Consider the following 24505-nt stretch of genomic DNA (forward strand, 5'->3'; position numbering starts at 1 on the left):
GCACCGCTGGACCACCCTGGCCATGCTCGCGCATGCCTTCCTGGCCGTGGCCACCGCGGTCGAACGCGACACCACACCCACCCCGGCCGGGCTGATCACGTTGACCGTCAACGAATTCCGCAGACTCTTCGACGCCATACTGCTGACCACCCGACACACTGTCTCGACCCTGTTGGCCTGGTCACGATGGCGAAGACGACACCAATACCGAGCCCGACAATCCCACTACCGAGCCCGACAATCCCACTACCGACGACGCCAGAATCAATGATCCCGATCTACGGCTGCAGTATTAGTGCCGGTGGTTTCCGGTAGTTACCGGGTAGTTCCCGCGCCGACTCGCGGCGGTTGGTGACGCCTTCCGTGACCAACCCGTGATTGAATACTCGCCGGAACCACAGCTATGTCATTCGACCGTCGGAAGGGTCCGAGAAGCAACATGGACGGCGCGATCGCGCGGGCTGAGCATCCCGGGGACGACTCCGATCCCACCGACGGCCTGACCCGCCGCGAGCATGACATCCTGGCCTTCGAGCGGCAGTGGTGGAAGTACGCGGGCTCCAAGGAGGACGCCATCAAGGAGCTGTTCTCCATGTCGGCGACCCGCTACTACCAGGTGCTCAACGCGCTGGTCGACCGCCCCGAGGCACTGGCCGCGGACCCGATGCTGGTCAAGCGGTTGCGCCGGCTGCGGGCGAGCAGGCAGAAGGCGCGGGCGGCTCGCCGCCTCGGCTTCGAGGTGACCTGAGTTCCGTCGACGCCCACAGCGGGCCGATACAGTAGGCGCCGATGAACCAGCGAGAATCCTCGGGCCTGCCCCTGCGTGCCATGGTCATGGTGCTGCTGTTCCTCGGCGTGGTGTTCCTGCTCGTCGGGTTCCAGGCGATGAGCGGCGGATCGGGCGACGACGACTCGTCGCTCGGCACGGCCACCGTCACCACCACGACGACCACCACCACCTCGGAGACGCCCGAGCCGGCGAAGGCCGAGGTGCGGGTGTTCAACATCTCGACGGTCGAGGGCGCCGGCGCCGCGATGGCCGACAGGCTGAGGGAAGCCGGCTGGGACGTCACCGAGACGGGCAACCTCGAGATGCCGGACACCACCGTCACCACGGTGTTCTTCGGTGACACCCCCGGCGAGCAGGAGGCCGCCGACGAGATCGGCCGGCTCCTCGAGGCCCCGGTGGCCCCGCGCGTTCCGCCACTCATCGAGCAGCCGCCCGGCGTGATCGTGGCCGTCACCGGCTAGGCTCTTGCTCATGTTCAGGACCGCCGTCGCCGTCACCTTGTTCGCAGTGCCCGCGCTCGCGTTGACTGCCTGCTCACCGCCCGGGGAGGTTCCCACCGATACGCCCGGGACCACCCCGGCGATCTGGACGGGTTCGCCGTCACCGGCGGCTCCGCCGGAGGAGGGCGCCGAAGCGGGCGGTTCGGAGGAGGCCGGCGGCGAGACCCTCACCGCGGACCTGAAGCTCGCCGACGGCACCACCGTCGCCACCGCGGAGATCGCGTTCACCGGCGACTACGCCACCGTCACCGTGCAGACCACGGTGCCAGGCGAGCTGGAGCCCGGCTTCCATGGGCTGCACATCCATTCGGTCGGCAAGTGCGAGGCCGACTCCGTCGCACCGGCCGGCGGGGCGCCGGGAGACTTCCTCTCCGCCGGCGGACATCTGCAGGTGCCCGGCCACAGCGGCCATCCCGCCTCCGGTGACCTGACCTCGCTGCAGGTCCGCGAGGACGGCTCGGCCATGCTGGTGACCACGACCGACGCCTTCACCGCCGAGAACCTGCTCGACGGCGAGGGCACCGCGATCATGATCCACGCGGGCGCCGACAACTTCGCCAACATCCCGCCGGAGCGCTACCAGCAGGTCAACGGCGATCCGCCGCCGGATGCGGCCACCCTGGCGACCGGCGACGCCGGAGCTCGGGTGGCCTGCGGTGTCATCACTGTCGGCTGATCGGCGGGCTGATACCCGGATCGACTTCGCCGCGTCGGCGGGACCGTCGCTCGGCGTGGAGTGGGAGTTCGCGCTCGTCGACGCCGACACCCGTGACCTCAGCAACGAGGCCGCATCGGTGCTGGCCGAGCTCGGCCAGAACCCGCGGGTGCACAAGGAGTTGCTGCGCAACACCGTCGAGATCGTCACCGGCATCTGCGCGAACGCCGGCGAAGCCATCGACGACCTGCGGTCCACGCTGCGGCCGGTGCGCGACATCGTGCACGGGCGCGGCATGGAACTGTTCTGCGCGGGCACCCACCCGTTCGCCAAGTGGTCGGCGCAGAAGCTGACCGACGCGCCGCGCTACGCCGAGCTGATCAAGCGCACCCAGTGGTGGGGCCGGCAGATGCTGATCTGGGGCGTGCACGTCCACGTCGGGGTGACCTCGGCGCACAAGGTGATGCCGATCATCACGTCGATGCTGAACTACTACCCGCACCTGCTGGCCCTGTCGGCGTCCTCGCCGTACTGGGACGGTGAGGACACCGGATACGCCAGCAACCGGGCGATGATGTTCCAGCAGCTGCCGACCGCCGGGTTGCCGTTCCAGTTCCAGGAGTGGCGCGAGTTCGAGGACTTCGTCGCCGACCAGAAGAAGACCGGGATCATCGACCACATGAACGAGATCCGCTGGGACATAAGGCCTTCACCGCACCTGGGCACCGTCGAGGTGCGGATCTTCGACGGGGTGTCCAACCTGGCCGAGCTGTCCGCGCTGGTGGCGCTGACCCACTGCATGATCGTCGACCTGGACCGGCGGCTGGACGCGGGGGAGTCGCTGCCGGTGATGCCGCCCTGGCACGTCCAGGAGAACAAGTGGCGCGCCGCGCGGTACGGGCTGGACGCCATCATCATCCTCGACGCGGACAGCAACGAACGCCTCGTCACCGAGGACGTCGAAGACCTGCTCGACCGGCTGACCCCGGTCGCCGAATCGCTGGGCTGCGTCGACGAACTCGCCGGGGTGGCCGACATCTGCCGGGACGGGGCGTCCTATCAGCGGCAGCGCCGGGTCGCCGAGGAACACGACGGGGATCTGCGCGCGGTGGTGGACTCGTTGATCGGCGAGTTGGTGATCTGAATGCCCACGCTGCCGATGTTCCCGTTGCAGATGGCGATGCTGCCCGGCGAGGAACTGCCGCTGCGGGTCTTCGAGCCGCGGTACTCGGCACTGGTGCAGACCTGTCTCGCTGCCGAGGACCCGGCGTTCGGGGTGGTGCTGATCGCCGCCGGCCGCGAGGTGGGTGGCGGCGACACCCGCAGCGATGTCGGCGCGGTGGCGCGCATCGTCGAGTACGCCGACCTCGGAGCGGGCCGCTACCGGCTGCAATGCGTGATGGGCGAGCGGATCCGGGTGGTGGAATGGCTGCCCGACAACCCCTACCCCACGGCCGTCGTGCAGCCGTGGCCCGACGAACCGGGTGATCACGTCGACGCGGAGGACATCCGGGATATCGAGGACCGCATGGTGGCGCTGTTCGAGCAGATCGCCGAGGCGCGCGGGGCCCAGGTGAACCCGCGCGACATCGTGGCGGGGGCCGACGAATCCGCCGACGCCGCAATGTGGTTGTACGCGTTGACCGCCCGGCTGCCGATGGGGCAGGCCGACCGCTATGCCGTCCTGGCCGCACCGACGGTGGCCGAGCGGGTAGCTGCTCTGTCGGACGCCGTGGACACCGTCGTCGCGATGGTGCGGTTTCAGCTCTCCGATTAGCCCCCGGCCGGGGCGGTGAACAACGTTGACCCGGAAGTCATCTCCCCCGCGTGTACCGTCACAACGCCCAGCGTGGTGTCACCGATCACGGCCTCCGGGCTCCGGCTCGGCGGCGAAATCATGCATCTCGTCGGTGGTCAGCAGGTCGTCGCGGATGTTCTGCTCCCGATAGGCGAGCTGGCCGACCCGGTTGGCGATCACCGGTGCGGTGATCAAGGTGAACAGCCCGGTCAGGACCAGCATGCCGACGTCGATGTACCCCCGCAGCTGGATCGCTGCGCCGATCAGCACCAGCAGCAACCCGAGCACCTGCGGTTTGGTCGCGGCGTGCATCCGTGACAGCGTGTCGGGGAAGCGGACCACGCCGATCGCCGCGGTCAGCGCCAACGCCGATCCGCTGAGCATCAGCACGCTGATGACGATGTCGATGGCGGTCATCGCGGGCGCCTCTTGCGTGCGGCTGGATCGGCGACGTCGGGCACGCGGAAGCGGGCGACGCTGACCGATCCGACGAACGTGATCAGCGCCAGCGCGGTCAGGCTGTAGGTGACGGTGGTGTCCCGGCTGTAGGCCGCCCACGCGCCGATCGCGCACATCGTCACCGCGACGAGGGTGTCCAGCGCCACCAGCCGGTCCAGCGACGAGGGCCCGAGCAGCATGCGGAACATCGTCGCGACGGCCGCCGCCGACAGCATCACCGCAACCGCGGTCCAGACATAGGTCATGCGCGATCCGCCTTCGCTTCTCGCTGGAAAGTCATGCGCGATCCGCCTTCGCTTCTCGCTGGAAAGTCATGCGCGATCCGCCTCCTCGCTGGGCCGCCACTCGGCGTCCCGCTCGAACGCCGCCACCAGCAGTCTCTGCAGCAGCGCGGTCTGCCGGTAGAAGTTCCGGACGGTCCGTTCGGATCCGACGTCGAGCACGTGGACGTAGATCATCCGGCGAGCCTGGTCGATCTCGAGCACCATCGTTCCGGGCGTCAGGTTGATGATGTTGACCCCCAGCGCCAGCACCAGATCGGACTTCAGCGCCAGGTGCGCGCGCAGCACGGCGGTCAACGGCGGCGGACCCGGCCTGAGCGAGAGGACGGCGACCTGCAGCGAGGACATCACCAACAGGTAGGCGACCGTCAGCACCAGCCGCAGCAGCGCGATCGGGTGCACCCGGCCCTCGACCGGGACCGGGGGCAGTGGCAACAGCAGCGTGATGATCAGCGCGATCACCAGACCGGACAGGATGTTCGCCGCGGAGACGGAGCCCCACAACAGAATCCAGACCAGGATCAGCCAGCACACCATCCAGACGCGCAGCGCGGTCGTCCTCATCGCTGTCCTCGGCTCTTCATCGATGGCTCCTCGCCCGAGGGCTCGTCGCGGCGCAAGCGCTCATCGCATGTCCCCCAGGACCGCCGAGATGTACTGACCGGGGTCGAGCACTTCGTCGGCCGCGCGGTCGCTGTAGGCGAAGATCGGCCCGGCCAGCACCGTGAGCATCAGCCCGACGGCGATCAACGCGCCCGTCGGGGCGAGCATGCCGATCGGCATCCGGCCGACGTCGTCGCGCTGGGCGAACTCGATGTCCACCGAGTCCTCGGTGTCGTCCAGCAGCACCGCGGGCGCCGCGGTGGCGAGATGACCTTCCGGCGCGTCTGCGCGGGGGCGCCAGAATGCCTTGGTCCACACCCGCGCGATCACGTACAGCGTCAGCAGGCTGGTCACCACGCTGCCGGCCACCAGCGTCCAGGCCAGCGCCGAACCCACCTGCGAGCCGGCCTCCAGCAGCGCCACCTTCCCGATGAAGCCCGAGAACGGCGGGATACCACCGAGGTTGAGTGCCGGGACGACGAAGACGAAGGCCAGCAGCGGGCTCGCCGCGGCCAGCCCACCGAGCCGCTGCAGCGTCGAGGCGCCCGCCTGCCGCTCGATCAGGCCGACGACCAGGAACAGCGTGGTCTGCACCAGGATGTGGTGGGCCACATAGAAGATCGCTCCCGACATGCCCAGCTGGGTGGACAGCGAGATCCCGAACACCATGTACCCGATGTGGCTGACCAGGGTGAACGAGAGCAGCCGCTTGATGTCGCTCTGAGCGATCGCACCCAGGATGCCCATCAGCATCGTCGCCAGCCCCGCGACCAGCAGCACGTTGTCCATCGTGCCGCCCGGGAACAGCAGCGAGTGGGCCCTGATGATCGCGTAGACGCCGACCTTGGTCAGCAGGCCGGCGAACACCGCGGTGACCGGAGCGGGTGCCGTCGGATACGAATCCGGCAGCCAGGTCGACAGCGGGAACACCGCCGCCTTGATGCCGAACGCGACCAGCAGCACCGCGAACAACGCGGTGCGGGTGCCCTGCGGGACGGTGCCCAGCCGCACCGACAGCTCCGCCAGGTTCAGCGTCCCGGTGCTGGCGTACACCAGCGCGATGCCCAACAGGAACACCAGCGAGGACACCATCGACACCATCACATAGGAGATGCCGGCCCGGACCCGTTCCTTGCTGGCGCCGATGGTCAGCAGCACGAAACTGGCGGCCAGCAGCACCTCGAACCCGACGAACAGGTTGAACAGGTCGCCGGCCAGGAAGGCCATGAAGACGCCGGCCGAGAGCACCAGATAGGTCGGCAGGAAGATCGACACCGGCTGGCGCCCGTCGCCGTCCCGGATGCCCTGCCCGATCGCGTAGAACACCACGGCCAGCAACACGATCGACGACACCACCAGCATCAGCGCCGACAACCGGTCCACCACCAGGGTGATGCCCAGCGGCCCCATCCCGGACTCGGCCGGGCCCCAACCGCCGACCTGCAACGCGATGGTGCCGTCGCGGTCGGCCAGGTACACCAGCACCGCCGAGACGACCAGGACCACCGACAGCGCCAGCACGGTGATGGCTCGCTGCAGCCGGGGCCGGCGCCCGGCCACCAACGTCATCGCTGCGGCGAGCATCGGCACCAGCACCGGCAGCGGGGTGAACACCGGGGCGAGATGACCGCCGATCATCGCGACCCCTCGTAACCGGGCAGCGCGTCGAGGTCGTCGGGCAGATCGGTGTCGCGGCTCTCGTCGGGTATCGCCGGTTCGGGGAAATCCTCGCCGACCTCCTTGCCGGACTGCTGGGAGACCCGGGTGTCCTCCGGGTCGTTGGCGACCTCCTCGACGGTGTTCAGCCGGTAGGACCGGTAGGTCATCGCGAGGACGAACGCCGCGATGCCCATCGTGATGACGATCGCGGTCAGGATCAGGCCCTGAGCCAACGGGTCGGCCGTCGTGGTGTCGTCGCCGCTGGTGCGGCCCACCACCGGCGGGTTGCCCGACGGGCCGCCGACCGACAGCAGCAGCAGGTTGATCGCGTTGCTGATCAGCAGCAGCCCCATCAGCATCCGGGTCAGGCTGCGTTCCAGCAGCAGATACACCCCGGCGCTGGTCAGCCCGCCGATGACGATCAGCGGAACCACGAACGTGATCATCGGTGCTCCACCACCTTGCGCTGCTGCCCGGCCAGTTCCTCGTCGATGCGGGCGCCGAGGCTGCGCAGCACGTCGAGCACCAGCCCCACCACGATCAGATAGACCCCGAGGTCGAAGAAGATCGCGGTGACGAACTTGACCGAACCCAGCACCGGCACGTCGAACTGGATCAGCGCCGACGACAGCGCCGGCGCGCCGAACAGCAGCGAGGCCGCCGCGGTGCCCGCGGACAGCGTCAGCCCGACGCCGAGGATCTTGCCCGCATCCAGCGGCAGCGTCTCGCCCAGCTCGTAGCGTCCGCCGGCCAGATACCGCAGCACCAGCGCCAGGCCGGCCATCAGGCCACCGGCGAAGCCGCCGCCCGGGGTGTTGTGACCGGCGAAGAAGAAGTACGCCGACAGCACCATCATCACCGGGAAGATCAGCCGGGTCGCGACCTCGAGCACCAGCGAGCGGTTCCGCGGGTCGCGCAGATCGCTGCCGCGCAGCCAGGTGATGCCACCGGCGGCGGGGCTGTGGGTCGTGTACGCCGCGAGCCGGCCGATGTCGGGCTGGCCGGCGTCGGAGACCCGGGGCGCGGCGCCGAACCGCCTGTTGCGGAACACCATCGAGGCCACCCCGGTGGCGGCCACCAGCAGCACCGCCACCTCTCCCATGGTGTCCCAGGCGCGGATGTCGACGAGTAGCACGTTGACGGTGTTGTAGCCGTGGCCGCGCAGGTAGGCCGCCTCGGGCAGCAACTCGGCGATCGGCCGTCCGGTGCGCGCGGCCATCGCGAACGCCGCCAGCGTGGTGACGGTGGCGCCGACGGCCAGCGCCAGCACCGCGCGGGGGAGACGCAGTCGCCGGATGTCGGCGGCGCTGGTCTGGGCCGGCAGCGTGCGCAGCACCAGCACGAACACCACCAGGGTCAGCGTCTCGACCAGGAACTGCGTCAGCGCCAGGTCCGGTGCGCCGTGGAACGCGAAGATCGCACCGCAGCCGTATCCGGTCACCCCGACCAGCAGCACCGCAGCCAGCCGGTTGCGCATCACCGTGGCGCCCAGCGCGGCCGCCAGCATCAGCACCCCGACCACCACCTGCGGCTCGGAGTCCCACAGCGCGAACTCCGGCCGGTCGCGCGCACCCAGCGCCAGCACCGCGATCGGCACCAGCACCAGCGTCGTCAGGATCACCGACTGGGTGGCCGGGATCGACCCGCGCTGGGTGAGCGCGGTCAGCCGCACCGATGCGATGTCGGCGCCCCGGAGCACGGCGTCGTAGATCCGGTCGGCGTTGGCCAGCGGCAGGAACTTCGGCGTGCGGCCGGCCCGGCCCACCCGGAGGTACAGCACGACACCGACCGCCAGCACCACCGCCGACAGCAGCAGCGGCAGGTTGAGCCCGTGCCACAGCGCCAGGTGGTAGTCGGCGGCGCTGCGGTCCGCGCCGGCCGGGTCGGGCACCGTGGCGGTGTATTCGTGCAGGGCGGCGTCCAGCCCGGCCGGCCACAGACCGAACAGCAGGCCCGCGGCGGCCAGGATTGCCGGCGCGGCCAGGAAACCCGGTGCGGGCCGGTGCATCTCGGCGACCCGGGTGCTGGGCTGCGCGGCGCCCTTGCGGCCGAACGCGCCGAACACCAGCCGCAGGGTGTAGACGGTGGTCAGCACCGAGCCGGCCACGATGCCGGTCAGCACGAACGGTGCCGCACCGCCCAGCGTCGGGCTGTGCAACACGGTGTCGAAGTCGGCCTCCTTGGCGATGAACCCGAAGAACGGTGGCAGCGCCGCCATGCTGGCCGCCGCCGCGCCGCCGATGATCAGCAGCGCCCTGCTGCGGTCGCCGAGCCAGGCCAGCCTGCGGATGTCGCGGGTGCCGGTGGTGTGGTCGATGATGCCGACGACCATGAACAGCGCGGCCTTGAACATCGCGTGCGCGCAGATCATCGCCAGGCCGGCGAGCATCATCTCGCTGCCGCCCGCCCCGACCATCAGCGTGATCAGGCCCAGCTGGCTGACGGTGCCGAACGCCAGGATCAGCTTCAGGTCGTACTCGCGGATCGCCCGCCAGCCGGCCAGCAGCATGGTCGCCAGCCCCAGGATCACCACGGTCGGGCGCCACACCGCGGCGTCGGCGAACCCCGGCGTCATCCGCGCGACGAGGTAGACACCCGCCTTGACCATCGCGGCCGCGTGCAGGTAGGCGCTGACCGGGGTGGGTGCGGCCATCGCCCCCGGCAGCCAGAAGTGCAGCGGCACGATGGCCGACTTGGACAGCGCGCCGACCAGGATCAGCGCGACCGCCACCGACACGGCCACGCCCGCGGGCGGGGACGCGATCAGCTCCGACAGCAGGAAGGTGCCGGCGATGTTGCCCAGCACCACGATCCCGACCAGCATCGCCAGCCCGCCCAGCGTCGTCACCAGCAGCGCCTGGGTGGCGGCCCGGCGGCTGGTCACCCGCTCGGCGTAGTGGCCGACGAGCAGGAACGACAGCACCGTCGTGGTCTCCCAGAACACGTAGAGCACCAGCATGTTGTCGCTGCAGACCAGCCCGAACATGGCGCCGGAGAAGGCGACGAGCTCGGCGGCGAAGCTGGGCAGCCGGTTCTCCCGATGGCCGTCATGATGATGGAAGTACTCGGCGCAGTAGAACAGCACCAGCGCACCGACGCCGAGCACCAGGACGCTCATGACGGCCGCCAGCGCGTCGAAGCGCAGCGCGATGTCCATCGACAGCTCGGGCACCCACGGCACCGTCACGGTTCGCGGCGACTCGGGACCCGGCCAGTTCAGGGCCACCCACAGCAGCGAGCCGAGCGGCACCAGCGCCAGCGGGTAGAAGGCCGTCCGCCCCCACCGGTACACCAGCAGCGGTGCCAACAGCGTGGCGACCGCATGGGCAGCGAGGATGGCGAGCATGGCTCCGTCTCGTCAGGGTCGGCACGGTGTCGGGCGGTCGGTGCCTTACTCGGGAGTCCGCTCAGTCTACGGGGAGCCGTCCGTTTCGTGGTCCGGCCCGCGGCGCACGATCGAGGCGATCAGTTCCTCGCCGGCCGGCCCGGAAACGAACAACAGCTCGTCGCCGTGCCGGAGCGGCCCGTCGGTCCGCGCGACCGGCCGGCCGCGGCGCAGCACCGCCACCAGGGCCGTGTCGGCGGGCATCCGGAGGTCGCTCAGCGGGCGGCCGACCAGCGGGCTGTCCGCGGGCAGGGTCAGCTTGGCGACGTGCGTGCCACCCTCGCCGACCTGTGCCGGTGCGCGGTGGCCCACCTCCATCAACCGCACCGGGTGCCCGACGTCGATGGCGCCTTCGACCGCCGCGACGATGGCCAGCGGGGTCGAGACCGCCACGTCGATCCCCCACGCATCGGTGAACAGCCACTCGTTGCGTGCGTCGTTGATCCGGGCGACCACCCGGTGAATGCCGAACTCCGTCTTGGCCAGCAGCGCCATCGTGAGGTTGGACTTGTCGTCGCCGGTGGCGGCGATGGCCACGTCGCAGATCTGGATCTCGGCCTCTTCCAGGGAGGACAGCTCGCACGCGTCGGCGAGGAACCACTCGGCGCCCGGCACCTTGTCGGGCCGGTAGCGCGCGAACTCCCGCTCGATCAGCAGCACCTTGTGGCCGTAGTCCACCAGTTCCCGGGCGACCGAGCGGCCGACCGCGCCGGCACCGGCGATGGCGATCCGCATGGGCGTCTCCCGCGTCTGCAAGACCGCGACGGGGTGCGTCCCGGTCCTGATTTACTGGCAGCCACCCAAGTGTGAACGAGGTCGGGTTGAGCCTGCACGAGGTTTACGTCGCGCTGTTCGTCGGCGGTCTCGTGCTGCTGGCCAGCATCGTGGCGACGCGGCTTGCCACCGGCGTCGGGCTGCCCAGCCTGCTGCTGTTCCTCGGCGTCGGTGTGCTGCTCGGCGAGGACGGGGTCGGGCTGGACTTCGACGACGCGCAGCTGGCCCAGGGGCTGGGCACCGCCGCGCTCGGCGTGATCCTGGTCGAAGGCGGCCTGACCACCCGGTTCAGCGACATCCGCAGGGTGCTGGCCCCCGCGAGCGTGCTCGCGACCGTGGGGGTCGGGGTGAGCACCCTGGTCACCGCCACCTGCGTGCATCACCTGCTCGGGATGAACTGGCAGTTGGCCCTGCTGCTGGGTGCGATCGTGTCGAGCACCGATGCGGCAGCGGTGTTCTCGGTGCTTCGCGTGGTGCCGCTGCCGCGGCGGGTCGGCGGGCTGCTGGAGGCCGAGTCCGGCTTCAACGACGCTCCAGCCGTCATCCTCGTCCTGCTGTTCAGCGCGTTGCCGCTCGAGTTGCAGCCGGGGGAGATCGCCGTGACCTTGGTGTACCACCTGGCCATCGGCATCCTGATCGGGCTCGGCTGTGGATTCGTCGGCGCGATGGCGCTGCGCCGGATCGCGCTGCCGGCCGCCGGGCTGTACCCGCTGGCCACGTTCGGGCTGGGCATGCTGGCGTTCGCCGCCGCCGGCTCGGTGCACGCCAGCGGCTTCATCGCCGCCTATCTGGCCGGCGTCGTGCTGGCGAATTCCGGTCTGCCGCACCGGTCGGCGACCCGGTCGTTTGCGGAGGGGTCCGGCTGGCTGGCCCAGATCGGGCTGTTCGTGCTGCTCGGCCTGCTGGTGACGCCGGACCAGCTGCCCGGCGACGTGATCCCGGCGATCGTGGCCGGGCTGGTGCTGCTGCTGGTGGCCCGGCCGGTGTCGGTACTCGTGTCGTTGGCCGGGTTTCGGATGCGGTGGCGCGATCAGGCCTTCCTGTCGTGGGCCGGGCTGCGTGGGGCGGTGCCGATCGTGCTGGCCACCTACCCCATCGTCGCGGGGGTGCCGGACAGCGGGCGGCTGCTCAACATCGTGTTCATCCTGGTGGTGGTCTTCACGCTGGTGCAGGGGCCCAGCCTGCGTCTGGTCGCCGAGCGGCTGTCGCTGATCCCGCGCGACACCACCCGCGAGATCCAGGTGGATGCGGCGCCGCTGGACGTGCTCGGCGCCGAGCTGTTGACCATGACGGTGCTGCCGGGTTCGCGGTTGCACAACGTGACCGTTCTCGAGTTGCGGCTGCCCGATCCCAGCGTCATCACGCTGATCATCCGGGCCGGTCGCTCGTTCGTCCCGCAACCGTTGACCCGCATCGAGATCGGCGACGAACTGCTCATCGTGACGACGACCGCGACGCGAGATCTGGCCGAGCGAAGGCTGCGCGCGGTCAGCCGCCGGGGCAAGCTCGCCTACTGGTTCGACGAGTACGGCGACCCCGGCTAGTTTCCGCGCCGAACTCGCATTCCAGCAGGCCTTTACTCGAACTTCGGCTGCTGGAATGCCATTTCGCGATAGCGGCGGGCGCGGCAGGGGGACGGGAACGCGTTGCGGATCGGTAGAGCATGTGTGACGACGCCGATGCCGGCGCCGAGGATGGGCCAGACCGGCCAGAAGTACCAGGCCCCCACGGACAACCCCACCACCAGCCACACCGTGAGCACGATCACGACCATGGACAGGTATGCGGCCAGGTGGATGTGCACGCTGCGCCGGGCGGCGGCGCGGCGGGCGGCCACCCGGCGGGGGTCGTTCCGCCGCAGCGCGGATATCGGCAGATCGGCGGTGAGCCCGCGTAACTCGGGTGTGGTCTGGGCGGCGAACGCCGCCTGCAGTCGCGCCTCGTATTCGGCCATGCCGAGATAACCCTGGGCGAGCGCCTGGCCGAGCAGCCCGGCGGCCGCTTCCCGGTCGCGATCACCGGCGCGCAGCGTGGGTGTGACGGTGGTGGTCATGCGACCTCCGAATCTTGACGGTGACTAGTTTCGACGATGCCACCAGAACTATCCACTGTCAAGATGTGCGGTTCGTTGAGACTGCGCTGACGGCGCGGTTCTCTCGCACGTTCCCGCCGCTAGCGCAATGTCAACGTGGACCGCGTCAGCGGGTGGCGGCAAACGCGCGCAGCGCTTCGACCTGCGCCGGGTCCAGCGACGGACGAACCGCCTCGCGAGCCGCGGCCACATCGGCGGCGGTCACGTCCGCGGCGTCGATCGAGCGGCGCATCGCGGTCAGCGCGGCCTCGCGCAGCAGCGCCACGCAGTCGGCGGCGCTGTAGCCGTCCAGTTCGCCGGCCAGCGTCTCGAGGTCGACGGCCTCCGGTCCCTCGGCCGCGAGCGGGACGGATTTGCCCGCCGTACGCAGGATCTGGAACCGGGCCTCGGCATCCGGCGGCTCGACGAACACCAGCTTCTCCAGCCGGCCCGGCCGAAGCAGCGCCGGATCGATCAGGTCGGGTCGGTTCGTCGCACCGAGCACCACCACGTCGCGCAGCGGTTCGATGCCGTCGAGCTCGGTGAGCATCGCCGCCACCACCCGGTCGGTCACCCCGGAGTCGAAGCTCTGGCCGCGCCGGGGCGCCAGCGCGTCGATCTCGTCGAGGAAGATCAGCGACGGCGCCGAATCCCGGGCGCGGCGAAACAGCTCGCGCACCGCCTTCTCGCTCGACCCGACCCATTTGTCCATCAGCTCGGCGCCCTTGACGGCGTGCACGCTCAACCGCCCCGAGCTGGCCAGTGCACGCACCACGAACGTCTTCCCACAGCCGGGCGGGCCGTAGAGCAGCACCCCGCGCGGCGGCTCCACGCCGAGGCGCTCGAAGGTGTCCGGGTGCTGCAACGGCCACAGCACCGCCTCGGTGAGCGCCTGCTTGGTGTCGGCCATGTCGCCGACGTCGTCGAGGGTCACCGAGCCGACCGACACCTCCTCGGTCGCCGACCGCGACAACGGCCGGATCACGCTCAGCGCGCCGAGGAGATCGTCCTGGGTGAGCTGCGGTGCGGCGCCGTCGTTGCTGGCCCGCGCGGCGGCCCGCAGCGCCGCCTCGCGCACCAGTGCCGCCAGATCCGCGACGACGAAACCCGGTGTCCGTCCGGCGATCTCGCTCAGATCGAGGTCGGCTGCGGGTACCCCGCGCAGCAGCACCTCGAGCAATTGCTTCCGGGTGGTGCCGTCGGGCAGGGTCAGCCCGAGCTCCCGGTCGCACAGGTCGGGCGCCCGCAGGCGGGCATCGACGTTGTCGGGCACGGCCGAGGTCGCGATGAAGACGACCCCGTCGGCGGCGACGGCCTTGCGCAGTTCGGCCAGGATCAGCCCCGCAACAGGTTCCGCGTCCGCGGGGAGGAGCGCGTCGATGTCGGTGATCAACAGCACCCCGCCGCCCTGGCCGGGCGCGGTCGCGGTCCCGACGGCGTTGGTCACCGCGGTGAGCCGGTCGGCGGGTGCCAGCGATCCGATCTCGGGTCCGTCCAGCTCCACCAGCCGGCGGTTGACGCAGACGGTGCGCACCATGGTGGCCTTGCCGACTCCGGCCGGTCCCGACACCAGCACCCCGAGATCGGCTGACGCGCCCAGGGTTTCGAGCAGCTGTGGCTCGTCGAGGGCGAGTTTGAGCCATTCGGTCAGCTTGCCCGCCTGCACGTGCGAGCCCTTGAGGTCGTCGAACGCGACCGTGGGCGTGCTCGGCGGCACCGGCGGTTCGTCGGTGCGGGCCACGCTCCCGTCCGGGCCGCTGACCCGCGGTTGCGGTGGCGTCCCGTCGCCCCAGCTGACCAGCGAATTGGGTTGCACGCTCACCGGGCCGGACGGATCGACGCCGGTGACGGTCAACAGCTCGGAGGTCCAGGTGATGCCCACCGTCGACGTCAGCGCGGTGCTGGCCTCCGACGTCGAGGTGCCCGGGCCGAGGTCGCGAGGCAGCAGCGACACGATGTCGCCGACCGTCATCACCTTGCCCAGCAACGCCTGTCGCAGCGTGGCGGGGGTGATCGACCGGGTGGCCAGCGCCGAGCCGCTGACCGTCACGGACCGGGCGCCGTATACGGTCACCGGTGCCACCAGCACCGAGGTGTCCTCCCGCACACCGGCGTTGGACAGGGTCACGTCGTCGAGCAGCGCGGTGCCCGGCGGGGTGCCGTTCGAGGCCGCGCCGACCACCGCGGCGGTGGTGCGGGAGCCGGTCAGCGACACCGCGTCCCACTCCCGCAGGCCGAGTGCGGCGATCGCCTCGGGATGCAGTCGCACCACACCGCGGCGGGAGTCGCTCGCCGAGTTGTTCAGCCGCGCCATCAGCGACAGTTGCGGGCGCGGTGCCTCGCGGTCGGCGACGTCGAGGTCGGACACCTCAGCTCCTCGGCGGCCGGCGCAGTCCCAGCCGCGTCATGGACCGACGGTGCGGATGGGCGCGGCGGATCACGCGGCGCGGTTGGGAGCGGCGGATCGCACGTCGCGCGGCACGCTGCTGACGCGGCTTGTCGTCCCACACCTCGGGGTGCGCCGCCAGGAAACGCCGGGTCCGGATCGCAAACGGAATATGCAGGGCGTAGGCCACGATGATCGCCAGGATCACGATGTAGCCGTAGAGGATCGCCGCGGCCACGCCGATCGCCAGCAGCGCGAGCAGCGGCGCGACCATGTTCGGTGGCACCGAGAACGTGTGGATCTTGCGCATCGGCAGCGTGCTGACCACCAGCAGCGACACCACGATCATCCAGATCACCACGGCCGGCTCCGAGGTCCACCAGCCGTCGCCGAACTGCATCTTGGCCGCCAGCGGTCCGATTGCCCCGATCGCGCCCGCGGGGGCGGGCATCCCGACGAAGTACTTCTTCTCGAAGTCGGGCTGATCCACGCTGAGCATCGCGTTGTAGCGGGCCAGCCGCAGCACGATGCACACCGCGTAGAGCAGGACCACGATCCAGCCGATCCGCGAGGTCGACAACAACGTCCCGTACACGATGAACGCCGGCGCGACACCGAAGTTCACCGCGTCGGCCAGCGAGTCGATCTCCTCGCCCATCCGCGAGGTGGCCTTCAGCGCGCGGGCGATCCGGCCGTCGAGGGCGTCCAGGATCGCCGCGACGGCCAGGAACGCCATCGCCTCCGTTGGGCGGCCCTCCAGGGCGAACTTGACCGACGACAACCCCAGGCAGATCGCGGCGACCGTCATCGCGCTGGGCAGGATGCGCACGCTGACGACGGGCGCCTTGATGCGGGGCCTCATGACAGCTCGGCCAGGACGGTCTCGCCGGCCAGGGTGCGCTGCCCGACGGTGACCAGCACGTTGGAACCGGCGGGCAGGTAGGTGTCCAGCCGGGACCCGTACCGGATCAGCCCGTAGGTGTCACCGATGCCGACCTTGTCGCCGGGCCGGACGTCGCACACGATGCGGCGTGCGATCAGCCCGGCGATCTGCACGGCGACCACCTCCGCACCGTCCGGGGTGCGGATCACGATGCTGTTGCGTTCGTTCTCGGTGCTGGCCGCGGCGAGGTCGGCCGACAGGAACAGCCCGGGCCGGTGCACCGCGCTCACCACCTCACCGCCGATGGGTGCCCGCTGCACATGCGCGTCGAGGACGGACAGGAAGATGCTGATCCGGGGCAACGGCGTTGCCGCAAGCCCCAGTTCGGCGGGCGGGATCTCCTCGTCGACCAGGCAGACGAGTCCGTCGGCGGGGGCGACGACCACGCCGGGGCGGGTCGGTGGGGTGCGCTGCGGGTGGCGGAAGAACGCGGCGTTGGCCGCCGCGGAGGCCAGACCGGCGCGGCGCAGCCAGCGATTGCGGCGGCCGGCCAGCGCGACCGCCAGGCTGACCCCGACGAACGGCAGGCCGTCGGGGTGCATCGGGGGAACGGCGGAACGGATCAGCGCCGCCAGCCGCGCTGGGCCTGAGTTGAGGTCGGGGCGTCTGGCCATGGTGTTGGCGATTCTACGGCCGACGAGCGCTTGCGCGAGGAGTGGTCGGCTGGAGACGAGCGCTTGCGCGAGGAGTGGTCGGCTGGAGACGAGCGCTTGCGCGAGGAGTGGTCGGCTGGAGACGAGCGCTTGCGCGAGGAGTGGTCGGCTGGAGACGAGCGCTTGCGCGAGGAGTGGTCGGCTGGAGACGAGCGCTTGCGCGAGGAGTGGTCGGCTGGAGACGAGCGCTTGCGCGAGGAGTGGTCGGCTGGAGACGAGCGCTTGCGCGAGGAGTGGTCGGCTGGAGACGAGCGCTTGCGCGAGGAGTGGTCGGCTGGAGACGAGCGCTTGCGCGAGGAGTGGTCGGCTGGAGACGAGCGCTTGCGCGAGGAGTGGTCGGCTGGAGACGAGCGCTTGCGCGAGGAGTGGTCGGCTGGAGACGAGCGCTTGCGCGAGGAGTGGTCGGCTGGAGACGAGCGCTTGCGCGAGGAGTGGTCGGCTGGAGACGAGCGCTTGCGCGAGGAGTGGTCGGCTGGAGACGAGCGCTTGCGCGAGGAGTGGTCGGCTGGAGACGAGCGCTTGCGCGAGGAGTGGTCGGCTGGAGACGAGCGCTTGCGCGAGGAGTGGTCGGCTGGAGACGAGCGCTTGCGCGAGGAGTGGTCGGCTGGAGACGAGCGCTTGCGCGAGGAGTGGTCGGCTGGAGACGAGCGCTTGCGCGAGGAGTGGTCGGCTGGAGACGAGCGCTTGCGCGAGGAGTGGTCGGCTGGAGACGAGCGCTTGCGCGAGGAGTGGTCGGCTGGAGACGAGCGCTTGCGCGAGGAGTGGTCGGCTGGAGACGAGCGCTTGCGCGAGGAGTGGTCGGCTGGAGACGAGCGCTTGCGCGAGGAGTGGTCGGCTGGAGACGAGCGCTTGCGCGAGGAGTGGTCGGCTGGGGACGGGGCTAGCGCAGGTCCCACACCTGCACGCGGGTGCCGGCGGCGACCTCGGCGGTGTCCTCGTCGAGTTCGAGCAGGCAGTTCGCCGACGCCAGCCAGCGCAGGTGATGGGAGGCGGGCGGGCCGTAACCGGTCACGGTGTCCGCGTCGGGATCCCACACGCCGCGCCGGAACTGCCGCTTGCCCCGCGGGGAGGTGAGGTCCTCGGTCAGCACCGCGGTGCGGCGCGGCCGCTCGGTGCTCGGCAGCCCCATCGCGGCGCGCAACGCCGGTCGGACGAACACCTCGAACGACACCAGCGCACTGACCGGGTTGCCGGGCAGCGTGATGATCGGGACGCCGTCGAGCGTGCCCGCTCCCTGCGGCATCCCGGGTTGCATCGCCACCTTGACGAACTCGACGCCGTCGCCGCCGCCGAGGGCATCCTTGACCACCTCGTAGGCGCCGGCGCTGACTCCGCCGGTGGTGAGGATCAGGTCCGCGTCGGGCAGGTGGCGGCGCAGCATCGCCCGGAACGCGTCGACGTCGTCGCCGGTCATCGGGGCGGCCGCCACCTCGCCGCCCGCGTCGCGCACGGCGGCGGCCAGCATCACCCCGTTGGACTCGTAGATCTGGCCGGGCAGCAGCGGCGCCCCGGCGCCGACCAACTCGGTGCCGGTGGACACCACCAGCACCCGCTGACGCGGCACCACGGTCAGCTCCGGCAGCCCGAGGGCGGCGGTAAGCCCGAGCACCGCCGCCGTGACGACCTGGCCCGCCCGCAGCACCGTGGTGCCCGCGGTGACGTCCTCGCCGGCCCGGCGGATGTGCTGGCCCGCCCGGGCGGCGGCGCGGATGGTGACCGTGTCGACCGCGCCGTCGGTGGCCTCCACCGGCACCACCGCGGTCGCGCCCGCGGGCAGCGGTGCCCCGGTCATGATCCGGTGCGCGGTGCCCGGCAGCAGCGTCGGGATGTCGGTGCGGCCGGCCGGGATGTCCTCGGCGACCGGCAGCAGCACGGGCGAATCGGCGCCGGCGCCGGCGACGTCGTCGGCCAGCACCGCGTAGCCGTCCATCGCCGAGTTGTCGAAGCCGGGCAGCGACACCGGAGCGGTCACGTCGGCGGCCAGCACCAGGCCGAGCGAGTCGGCGATCGGCACCGCAACCGCCGGGCGCGGGCGGATCAGCCCGGCCACCACCCGCCGGTGCTCCTCAACGGATCGCATCCTCAGATCCCGAACGTGACGCCGGTCAGTTCCTCGGACACCGCCCACAACCGCCGCTGCGCGTCGACGTCGTGCGACGTGCGGTTGGACCGCACCAGGACCGGATGGCCGACCAGCTCCCGGAATCCGGAGGGCCCGTAGTACTGGCTGCCCTGTACGTGCGGATCGGTGGCGGCGCGCAGCGTGCCGAGCGCACCGACCGCGGGACTGTTGGTGACCAGCCCGGCGAGCGTGACGAACCCGGGCAGTCCGGTGCCGGGGATGTGGCGCATCAGCTCGGTGTTGGAGATACCGGGGTGCGCCGCGACCGCGATCGTGGCGGCTGCGTGGGCGGTGAGCCTGCGCTGCAGCTCGTAGGTGAACATCAGGTTGGCCAGTTTGGACTGGCCGTACGCGGCGACCCGGTGGTAGCTGTGCTCGAACTGCAGATCGTCGAAGTGGATGCCGGCCCGGATGTTGTGGGCGATGCTGGCCACCGTCACCACCCGGGATCCCGGGACCGGCAGCAGGTGATCGAGCAGCAGCCCGGTCAGCGCGAAGTGACCCAGATGGTTGGTGCCGAACTGCAGCTCGAAGCCGTCGGCGGTGGTCTGCTTCGGCGGGTACATCACCCCGGCGTTGTTGATCAGCAGGTCGATGCGCGGGTGTGCGGCGCGTAGTTCGTCGGCCGCCTTGCGGACGCTGGCCAGCGAGGACAGGTCCAGCTCCTGCAACGCGACGTCGGCCCCCGGGTCGGCCTTCCGCAGACCGCGCACCGCCTCCTCGCCCTTGTCGGGGTTGCGCACCGCCAGCACCACCCGGGCCCCGCGGCGGGCCAGCACGGCGGCCGCCTCGAAGCCGATACCGGAGTTGGCGCCGGTCACCACCGCCACCCGGCCGGACTGATCGGGAACGTCGGCCGCGGTCCATTTGGCGCTCATCGCTTCAACATACTGGGGACATGAATCTGGTCGACCCCGCACATCCGCCGAGCCGCAAGGCGCCGTTGGTCTGGGCGATCGGCGCGGCGATCCCGTGGGCCTTCGCGGTCGCCGCCCAGCTCGTCTGGGTCGCGCTGGACCCCCGGACGGTCTGGCTGCATGTGCTGCTCGCGGCGGTCACGGTGCTCGGCATCGCGGTGTCGGTGGTGGTCGCCCCGTTGTGGCGCTACCGCGTGCACCGGTGGGACCTGGACCCGACCGCGGTGTACACCCGGTCCGGCTGGCTGGTCCAGGAACGCCGCATCGCGCCGATCTCCCGGGTGCAGACCGTCGACACCTACCGCGGCCCGCTGGACCGGCTGTTCGGGCTGGCCAACGTGACGGTCACGACGGCGTCCTCGGCCGGCGCGGTGCGCATCGTCGCGCTGGACTCCGCCGTCGCCGACGCCGTCGTCGCCCGGCTGACCGACATCGCCGCGCTCGGCGGCGAGGACGCCACGTGACCGGCCCGTCGCAGCAACAGTGGCGGCGGCTGAGCCCGCGGATGCTGCTGGTGCACCCGGTGCACGAGGTGCTGCGTCAGATCCCGGTGCTGATCGGGTCGCTGGTGCTGGGATCGGCCACCGGGAACCCGATGTGGACGCTGATCGGCATTGGCGCGATCGTCGCCTACGGCATGGCCCGCTGGTTCACCACGACCTACCGCATCGGTCCCGACGAGGTCGCGCTGCGCGGCGGGGTGTTGCGGCGCACCGAGCTCGCCGTGCCGCGCAACAGGATTCGCTCGGTGTCGACCGACGCCCGGCTGCTGCACCGGCTGCTGGGCCTGACCGTGCTGCAGGTCAGCACCGGGCGCACGGCCAGCGGTGACACCGTGTTCGCGCTGGACGCGGTGCCCGCAGGCGACGTGCCGCGGCTGCGCGCGATCCTGCTGGCCGGCTCGCTGGCCCCGGTCGCCGGCGGCCGGGTGCTGGCCCGTTGGCAGCCGTCCTGGCTGCGCTACAGCCCCCTGACGTGGACCGGCCTGCTGATGATCGTGGCCGCACTCGGGGTGCTGGCGCAGACCGGCGTGCTCACCGCCGCGCGGGGTTGGACGTGGGTGCGTGCCGGTGCGGGCGTCGCGCAGACGCTCGGCCTGCTCGGGACCGTGGTGCTCGCCGTGGTCGCGGTGCTGGCGGCGTCGGTGGCGCTGTCGGTGGCGCAGTCGCTGCTGACCTACGCCAACCTGGAGCTGCGCCGCGACGCCGAGGTGCTGCACCTGTCGCACGGCCTGTTGAGGGTGCGCGAGCACACGTTCGACATGCGCAGGCTGCGCGGCGGCACGCTGCGTGAGCCGCTGCTGGTGCGGCTGTTCGGCGGCGCGCGGCTGGACGCCGTGATGACCGGGGTCACCGGCGCCGGGGAGGCGTCGCTGCTGTTGCCGCCCTGCCCGCGGACGACCGCGCAGGACGTGCTCACCGACCTGATCGCCCGCCCCGACGTGGTGACCGGACCGCTGACCCCGCACGGCCCGGCGGCGACGCGCCGGCGCTGGACCAGGGCGATGGCGCCACCGGTGGCGGCGGTCGCCGGGGCGGTGGTCTGGGCCGTCACCACCGGCGTGCCGGTGTGGGTGTGGCCCGCGCTGGCGGTGCTGACGGTGTGTTCTTGCGCACTGGCCGTCGACCGGTCGCGCTCGCTCGGACACCGGTCCGGCGGCGGCTGGCTGGTGTCCCGCAGCGGAAGCCTGCAGCGGCGCCGCGACTGCGTGGCCGCGGCGGGCATCGTCGGCTGGACGGTACGCCAGACATTGCCGCAGCGCAGGGCCGGTGTCGCGACGCTGATCGCCGCGACCGCGGCCGGGGTGAAACGCTACGAGGTGATCGACGTGCCCGCCGCGGACGCGTGGCGGATCGTCGCGACGACGTCGGCGTGGGTCGGCGAGACGGGCTGGGCGCGCGGCTGAGCCGGGTCCGAGTTGCGCGCGGACGTTCGCGGTTTACTGTCGCACCATGGCTATCGGTGGAGTGCTCTTCGACATCGATGGCGTGCTCGTGACCTCGTGGAAGCCGATTCCCGGCGCGGCCGAGACGCTAGCCACGTTGGCGGACAACCAGATTGCCTGTGCGTATCTGACCAACACCACCACCCGCACCCGCACGCAGATCGCCGAACTGCTGACCGACGCCGGCATGCCGGTGCGTGCCGACGAGGTGATCACCGCGGCGGTGCTGACCGCCGACTACGTCCGCAGCCGTTATCCCGACGCCCGCTGCTTCCTGGTCAACAGCGGCCAGATCGGCGAGGACATGCCCGGCATCGACCTGGTCTACTCCAGTGAGTTCACCGGACCCCGGGCGCCCGATCCACCGGACGTGGTGCTGCTCGGCGGCGCCGGACCGGAGTACACCCATCTGACGTTGTCGTGGGTCTACGACTGGATGGCCCAGGGCGTGCCCGTGGTGGCGATGCACCGCAGCACCGCGTGGACCACCGCCGACGGGCTGCGCGTCGACACCGGCATGTATCTGATCGGGATGGAGCAGACCTCCGGCCGCAAGGCCACCGCGGTCGGCAAGCCGGCGCCCGAGGGCTTCATCTCCTCGGCCGCCCGCCTCGGGGTCGACCCCGAGGAGATGTACATGATCGGCGACGACCTGAACAACGACGTGCTGGCCGCGCAGGTGGTCGGGATGAGCGGGGTGCTGGTGCGCACCGGCAAGTTCCGGCAGGACACCCTGGACCGCTGGGCTGCCGACGAGTTCGCGATGCAGCCCAACCACGTCATCGACTCGGTCGCCGATCTGCCCCGGCTGCTCGGCCTGTAGCTCCGGCCTCAGGCGCTGAGCTCGCGTTGCAGCACCCGGACCGCCTCGATGCGTTCCTTGAGCTGATCGCTGGTCGCCGCGGCCAACGGCGGGCCGCCGCACCGGCGGCGCAGTTCGTTGTGGATCCACCCGTGCGGCCTGCCGGTGCGGTGGTGGGCCAGCGAGACCAGCGTGTTCAGCTCGCGGCGCAGTTCGCGTAACTGCCCATGCGTCGACGGCCGCGGCACCTCGCCGCCGGCGGTGCGCTTGGTGAGCTGCTCCTCCTGCCTGCGGCGCAGCAGGTCACGCATCGCCGCGGCGTCCAGCAGGCCGGGGATGCCCAGGTAGTCGGCCTCCTCGTCGCTGCCCGCCGGGGTGGCGGTGCCGAACGACGACCCGTCGAAGATCACCTGGTCCAGTTCGGCGTCGGCGCCCAGGTACTCGATGCCGCGCTCGTTGAGCTCGGGATCGTCGGCCTCGTCGCGACGCTGTTCGGCCAGTTCGGCGTCCAGCGGGTCCTCGAGGCTCTCCCGGTGCGGCTTGCCCAGCACGTGGTTGCGCTGCGCCTCCATCTCGCTGGCCAGCAGCAGCAGGCTGGGTACCGACGGCAGGAAGATGCTCGCGGTCTCGCCGGCCTGCCGGGAACGCACGAATCGGCCGATCGCCTGCGCGAAGAACAGCGGCGTCGAGGCGCTGGTCGCGTAGACGCCGACGGCCAGCCGGGGGACGTCGACGCCCTCGGACACCATCCGCACCGCGACCAGCCAGCGCGACGTGCCCGCGGAGAACTGCGAGATCCGGTCCGAGGACCCCTTGTCGTCGGAGAGCACCACGGTCGGCTTCTCGCCGGTGATCGTGGTCAGCAGCTCCGCGTAGGCCCGGGCCGCGGTCTGGTCGGAGGCGATGATCATGCCGCCCGCGTCGGGCACGTGCTGGCGCTTCTGCTCGAGGCGCCGGTCGGCGGCCGCGATCACCGCGGGCATCCATTCGCCCGCCGGGTTCAGCGCGGTCTTCCACGCCCGCGCGGTCTGCTCGGCGGTCAGCGGCTCGCCGAGGCGGGCCGCGTGCTCTTCGCCGGCGCTGTCACGCCAGCGGGCCTCGCCGGAGTAGGCGAGGAACACCACCGGGCGGACCACGCCGTCGGCCAGCGCGTCGGCATAGCCGTAGGTGTGGTCGGCCTGGGACTGCAGCAGGCCCTCCCGGTCGGGTTCGTAGGTGACGAACGGGATCGCCGAGTCGTCGCTGCGGAACGGTGTGCCCGTCAGCGACAGGCGGCGCGACGCGTCGTCGAAGGCCTCCCGGATCGCCTCACCCCAGCTCTTAGCGTCGCCGCCGTGGTGGACCTCGTCGAAGACCACCAGCGTCTTGCGGTTCTCGGTGCGCACCCGGTGCCGGGTCGGGTGGCTGGCGACCTGTGCGTAGGTGACCACCACGCCGTGATACTCCGACGACGTCTGGGAGTTGGAGTTGGCGAACCGGGGGTCCAGCGCGATGCCGTGCCGTGCGGCGGCCTGCGCCCACTGGACCTTCAGGTGCTCGGTGGGCACGACGATGGTGACCGTCTCGACGGTTCCCTCGGAGAGCAGTTCGGCGACGACGCGCAGCGCGAAGGTGGTCTTGCCCGACCCGGGGGTCGCGACGGCCAGGAAGTCCCGCGGCTTGGCGGCCAGGTATTTCACCAGTGCCCGCCGCTGCCAGCCCCGCAAAGCCTGGGTGCTGGGCGCTGCATCAGCCCGCACCCACAACTCCTCTCGGCCCGTCG

General features: G+C 71.0%; 23 protein-coding genes and 1 pseudogene. 10 read left to right on the forward strand and 14 right to left on the reverse strand.

What is annotated here, in order from left to right:
* The 6 genes and pseudogenes from JDV09_RS27655 to JDV09_RS22150 all read left to right on the forward strand — a co-directional run.
* Positions 1 to 271: pseudogene (locus JDV09_RS27655) on the forward strand (IS701 family transposase); the annotation flags it as partial.
* A gap of 168 nt (positions 272 to 439) precedes the next feature.
* Positions 440 to 748 (forward strand): nucleoid-associated protein NapA, encoded by a 309-nt coding sequence (napA, locus tag JDV09_RS22130; protein ID WP_221371288.1) that lies wholly within the window; start codon positions 440 to 442, stop codon positions 746 to 748.
* A 41-nt stretch (positions 749 to 789) separates the two neighbouring features.
* Positions 790 to 1251, forward strand: coding sequence for a LytR C-terminal domain-containing protein (locus JDV09_RS22135; protein ID WP_221371289.1), 462 nt, complete (start codon positions 790 to 792; stop codon positions 1249 to 1251).
* Between the two features lie 10 nt (positions 1252 to 1261).
* On the forward strand, positions 1262 to 1966 hold the full coding sequence (gene sodC / locus JDV09_RS22140; protein WP_221371290.1) for a superoxide dismutase[Cu-Zn]: 705 nt from the start codon (positions 1262 to 1264) through the stop codon (positions 1964 to 1966).
* Positions 1899 to 3089 carry a glutamate--cysteine ligase gene (locus JDV09_RS22145; RefSeq protein ID WP_221371291.1) on the forward strand — a complete coding sequence of 397 codons (1191 nt, stop codon included), beginning with the start codon at positions 1899 to 1901 and terminating at the stop codon, positions 3087 to 3089. Before sodC ends, JDV09_RS22145 begins: the two co-directional genes overlap by 68 nt.
* Positions 3090 to 3722: an LON peptidase substrate-binding domain-containing protein gene (locus JDV09_RS22150; RefSeq protein WP_221371292.1), complete on the forward strand. Its 633-nt coding sequence runs from the start codon at positions 3090 to 3092 to the stop codon at positions 3720 to 3722.
* Positions 3723 to 3800: 78 nt separating this feature from the next.
* On the opposite strand, the gene mnhG is transcribed toward JDV09_RS22150, so the two are convergent.
* From mnhG to JDV09_RS22185, 7 genes are all read right to left on the reverse strand, one after another.
* Positions 3801 to 4160 carry a monovalent cation/H(+) antiporter subunit G gene (mnhG, locus tag JDV09_RS22155; RefSeq protein ID WP_221371293.1) on the reverse strand — a complete coding sequence of 120 codons (360 nt, stop codon included), beginning with the start codon at positions 4158 to 4160 and terminating at the stop codon, positions 3801 to 3803.
* Positions 4157 to 4447 carry a monovalent cation/H+ antiporter complex subunit F gene (locus JDV09_RS22160; RefSeq protein ID WP_221371294.1) on the reverse strand — a complete coding sequence of 97 codons (291 nt, stop codon included), beginning with the start codon at positions 4445 to 4447 and terminating at the stop codon, positions 4157 to 4159. Before JDV09_RS22160 ends, mnhG begins: the two co-directional genes overlap by 4 nt.
* Before the next feature lie 66 nt (positions 4448 to 4513).
* The gene (locus tag JDV09_RS22165) at positions 4514 to 5047 is read right to left on the reverse strand and encodes a Na+/H+ antiporter subunit E (protein ID WP_221371295.1); all 534 of its coding nucleotides are present in this window, start codon (positions 5045 to 5047) and stop codon (positions 4514 to 4516) included.
* Between the two features lie 60 nt (positions 5048 to 5107).
* On the reverse strand, positions 5108 to 6724 hold the full coding sequence (locus tag JDV09_RS22170; protein WP_221371296.1) for a Na+/H+ antiporter subunit D: 1617 nt from the start codon (positions 6722 to 6724) through the stop codon (positions 5108 to 5110).
* Positions 6721 to 7191: a Na(+)/H(+) antiporter subunit C gene (locus tag JDV09_RS22175; RefSeq protein WP_221371297.1), complete on the reverse strand. Its 471-nt coding sequence runs from the start codon at positions 7189 to 7191 to the stop codon at positions 6721 to 6723. The genes JDV09_RS22170 and JDV09_RS22175 overlap by 4 nt, the downstream gene beginning before the upstream one ends.
* Positions 7188 to 10091 carry a Na+/H+ antiporter subunit A gene (locus tag JDV09_RS22180; RefSeq protein WP_221371298.1) on the reverse strand — a complete coding sequence of 968 codons (2904 nt, stop codon included), beginning with the start codon at positions 10089 to 10091 and terminating at the stop codon, positions 7188 to 7190. The genes JDV09_RS22175 and JDV09_RS22180 overlap by 4 nt, the downstream gene beginning before the upstream one ends.
* 66 nt (positions 10092 to 10157) lie before the next feature.
* Positions 10158 to 10865, reverse strand: coding sequence for a potassium channel family protein (locus JDV09_RS22185; protein ID WP_221371299.1), 708 nt, complete (start codon positions 10863 to 10865; stop codon positions 10158 to 10160).
* A gap of 86 nt (positions 10866 to 10951) precedes the next feature.
* Between JDV09_RS22185 and JDV09_RS22190 the strand changes: the two genes are divergently transcribed.
* Entirely contained in the window at positions 10952 to 12448 is a 1497-nt protein-coding gene (locus JDV09_RS22190; protein WP_221371353.1) for a potassium/proton antiporter, read from the forward strand.
* A gap of 32 nt (positions 12449 to 12480) precedes the next feature.
* Here the strand turns inward: JDV09_RS22190 and JDV09_RS22195 are convergent, their stop codons facing one another.
* The 6 genes from JDV09_RS22195 to JDV09_RS22220 all read right to left on the reverse strand — a co-directional run bounded on the left by JDV09_RS22195 (position 12481) and on the right by JDV09_RS22220 (position 19957).
* Positions 12481 to 12957 carry a DUF1707 domain-containing protein gene (locus JDV09_RS22195; RefSeq protein ID WP_221371300.1) on the reverse strand — a complete coding sequence of 159 codons (477 nt, stop codon included), beginning with the start codon at positions 12955 to 12957 and terminating at the stop codon, positions 12481 to 12483.
* Between the two features lie 145 nt (positions 12958 to 13102).
* On the reverse strand, positions 13103 to 15289 hold the full coding sequence (locus JDV09_RS22200) for an AAA family ATPase (RefSeq protein WP_221371354.1): 2187 nt from the start codon (positions 15287 to 15289) through the stop codon (positions 13103 to 13105).
* A 55-nt stretch (positions 15290 to 15344) separates the two neighbouring features.
* Positions 15345 to 16223: a CDP-diacylglycerol--serine O-phosphatidyltransferase gene (gene pssA, locus JDV09_RS22205; RefSeq protein ID WP_221371301.1), complete on the reverse strand. Its 879-nt coding sequence runs from the start codon at positions 16221 to 16223 to the stop codon at positions 15345 to 15347.
* The gene (locus JDV09_RS22210) at positions 16220 to 16918 is read right to left on the reverse strand and encodes a phosphatidylserine decarboxylase (protein ID WP_221371302.1); all 699 of its coding nucleotides are present in this window, start codon (positions 16916 to 16918) and stop codon (positions 16220 to 16222) included. Before JDV09_RS22210 ends, pssA begins: the two co-directional genes overlap by 4 nt.
* A gap of 919 nt (positions 16919 to 17837) precedes the next feature.
* On the reverse strand, positions 17838 to 19037 hold the full coding sequence (moeA, locus tag JDV09_RS22215; protein WP_221371303.1) for a molybdopterin molybdotransferase MoeA: 1200 nt from the start codon (positions 19035 to 19037) through the stop codon (positions 17838 to 17840).
* Between the two features lie 2 nt (positions 19038 to 19039).
* A complete protein-coding gene (locus tag JDV09_RS22220; RefSeq protein WP_221371304.1) occupies positions 19040 to 19957 on the reverse strand; it encodes an SDR family NAD(P)-dependent oxidoreductase in 918 nt (305 codons plus the stop codon).
* 20 nt (positions 19958 to 19977) lie between these two features.
* Here JDV09_RS22220 and JDV09_RS22225 point away from each other — a divergent pair, with 20 nt between their 5' ends.
* From JDV09_RS22225 to JDV09_RS22235, 3 genes are read left to right on the forward strand one after another with little or no spacing between them, the layout of a single operon-like run.
* Entirely contained in the window at positions 19978 to 20460 is a 483-nt protein-coding gene (locus tag JDV09_RS22225; RefSeq protein WP_221371305.1) for a PH domain-containing protein, read from the forward strand.
* The gene (locus tag JDV09_RS22230) at positions 20457 to 21902 is read left to right on the forward strand and encodes a PH domain-containing protein (protein ID WP_372453002.1); all 1446 of its coding nucleotides are present in this window, start codon (positions 20457 to 20459) and stop codon (positions 21900 to 21902) included. Before JDV09_RS22225 ends, JDV09_RS22230 begins: the two co-directional genes overlap by 4 nt.
* 46 nt (positions 21903 to 21948) lie before the next feature.
* Positions 21949 to 22764, forward strand: a complete 816-nt coding sequence (locus JDV09_RS22235) for an HAD-IIA family hydrolase (RefSeq protein ID WP_221371306.1) — start codon at positions 21949 to 21951, stop codon at positions 22762 to 22764.
* 8 nt (positions 22765 to 22772) lie between these two features.
* Here the strand turns inward: JDV09_RS22235 and JDV09_RS22240 are convergent, their stop codons facing one another.
* Entirely contained in the window at positions 22773 to 24482 is a 1710-nt protein-coding gene (locus JDV09_RS22240; RefSeq protein WP_221371307.1) for a DEAD/DEAH box helicase, read from the reverse strand.
* Between the last annotated feature and the right edge of the window lie 23 nt (positions 24483 to 24505).

The sequence above is a fragment of the Mycolicibacterium xanthum genome (genome assembly GCF_019710635.1).
GTDB classification, from domain to species: Bacteria; Actinomycetota; Actinomycetes; order Mycobacteriales; family Mycobacteriaceae; genus Mycobacterium; species Mycobacterium xanthum.

What these genes read in the sequence shown, in the direction of transcription:
- napA (WP_221371288.1), top strand. Translation starts at nt 440, where the DNA reads ATGGACGGCGCGATCGCGCGGGCTGAGCATCCCGGGGACGACTCCGAT.
- JDV09_RS22135 (WP_221371289.1), top strand. Translation starts at nt 790, where the DNA reads ATGAACCAGCGAGAATCCTCGGGCCTGCCCCTGCGTGCCATGGTCATG.
- sodC (WP_221371290.1), top strand. Translation starts at nt 1,262, where the DNA reads ATGTTCAGGACCGCCGTCGCCGTCACCTTGTTCGCAGTGCCCGCGCTC.
- JDV09_RS22145 (WP_221371291.1), top strand. Translation starts at nt 1,899, where the DNA reads ATGCGGCCACCCTGGCGACCGGCGACGCCGGAGCTCGGGTGGCCTGCG.
- JDV09_RS22150 (WP_221371292.1), top strand. Translation starts at nt 3,090, where the DNA reads ATGCCCACGCTGCCGATGTTCCCGTTGCAGATGGCGATGCTGCCCGGC.
- mnhG (WP_221371293.1), bottom strand. Translation starts at nt 4,160, where the DNA reads ATGACCGCCATCGACATCGTCATCAGCGTGCTGATGCTCAGCGGATCG.
- JDV09_RS22160 (WP_221371294.1), bottom strand. Translation starts at nt 4,447, where the DNA reads ATGACCTATGTCTGGACCGCGGTTGCGGTGATGCTGTCGGCGGCGGCC.
- JDV09_RS22165 (WP_221371295.1), bottom strand. Translation starts at nt 5,047, where the DNA reads ATGAGGACGACCGCGCTGCGCGTCTGGATGGTGTGCTGGCTGATCCTG.
- JDV09_RS22170 (WP_221371296.1), bottom strand. Translation starts at nt 6,724, where the DNA reads ATGATCGGCGGTCATCTCGCCCCGGTGTTCACCCCGCTGCCGGTGCTG.
- JDV09_RS22175 (WP_221371297.1), bottom strand. Translation starts at nt 7,191, where the DNA reads ATGATCACGTTCGTGGTTCCGCTGATCGTCATCGGCGGGCTGACCAGC.
- JDV09_RS22180 (WP_221371298.1), bottom strand. Translation starts at nt 10,091, where the DNA reads ATGCTCGCCATCCTCGCTGCCCATGCGGTCGCCACGCTGTTGGCACCG.
- JDV09_RS22185 (WP_221371299.1), bottom strand. Translation starts at nt 10,865, where the DNA reads ATGCGGATCGCCATCGCCGGTGCCGGCGCGGTCGGCCGCTCGGTCGCC.
- JDV09_RS22195 (WP_221371300.1), bottom strand. Translation starts at nt 12,957, where the DNA reads ATGACCACCACCGTCACACCCACGCTGCGCGCCGGTGATCGCGACCGG.
- JDV09_RS22200 (WP_221371354.1), bottom strand. Translation starts at nt 15,289, where the DNA reads ATGGCGCGGCTGAACAACTCGGCGAGCGACTCCCGCCGCGGTGTGGTG.
- pssA (WP_221371301.1), bottom strand. Translation starts at nt 16,223, where the DNA reads ATGAGGCCCCGCATCAAGGCGCCCGTCGTCAGCGTGCGCATCCTGCCC.
- JDV09_RS22210 (WP_221371302.1), bottom strand. Translation starts at nt 16,918, where the DNA reads ATGGCCAGACGCCCCGACCTCAACTCAGGCCCAGCGCGGCTGGCGGCG.
- moeA (WP_221371303.1), bottom strand. Translation starts at nt 19,037, where the DNA reads ATGCGATCCGTTGAGGAGCACCGGCGGGTGGTGGCCGGGCTGATCCGC.
- JDV09_RS22220 (WP_221371304.1), bottom strand. Translation starts at nt 19,957, where the DNA reads ATGAGCGCCAAATGGACCGCGGCCGACGTTCCCGATCAGTCCGGCCGG.
- JDV09_RS22225 (WP_221371305.1), top strand. Translation starts at nt 19,978, where the DNA reads ATGAATCTGGTCGACCCCGCACATCCGCCGAGCCGCAAGGCGCCGTTG.
- JDV09_RS22235 (WP_221371306.1), top strand. Translation starts at nt 21,949, where the DNA reads ATGGCTATCGGTGGAGTGCTCTTCGACATCGATGGCGTGCTCGTGACC.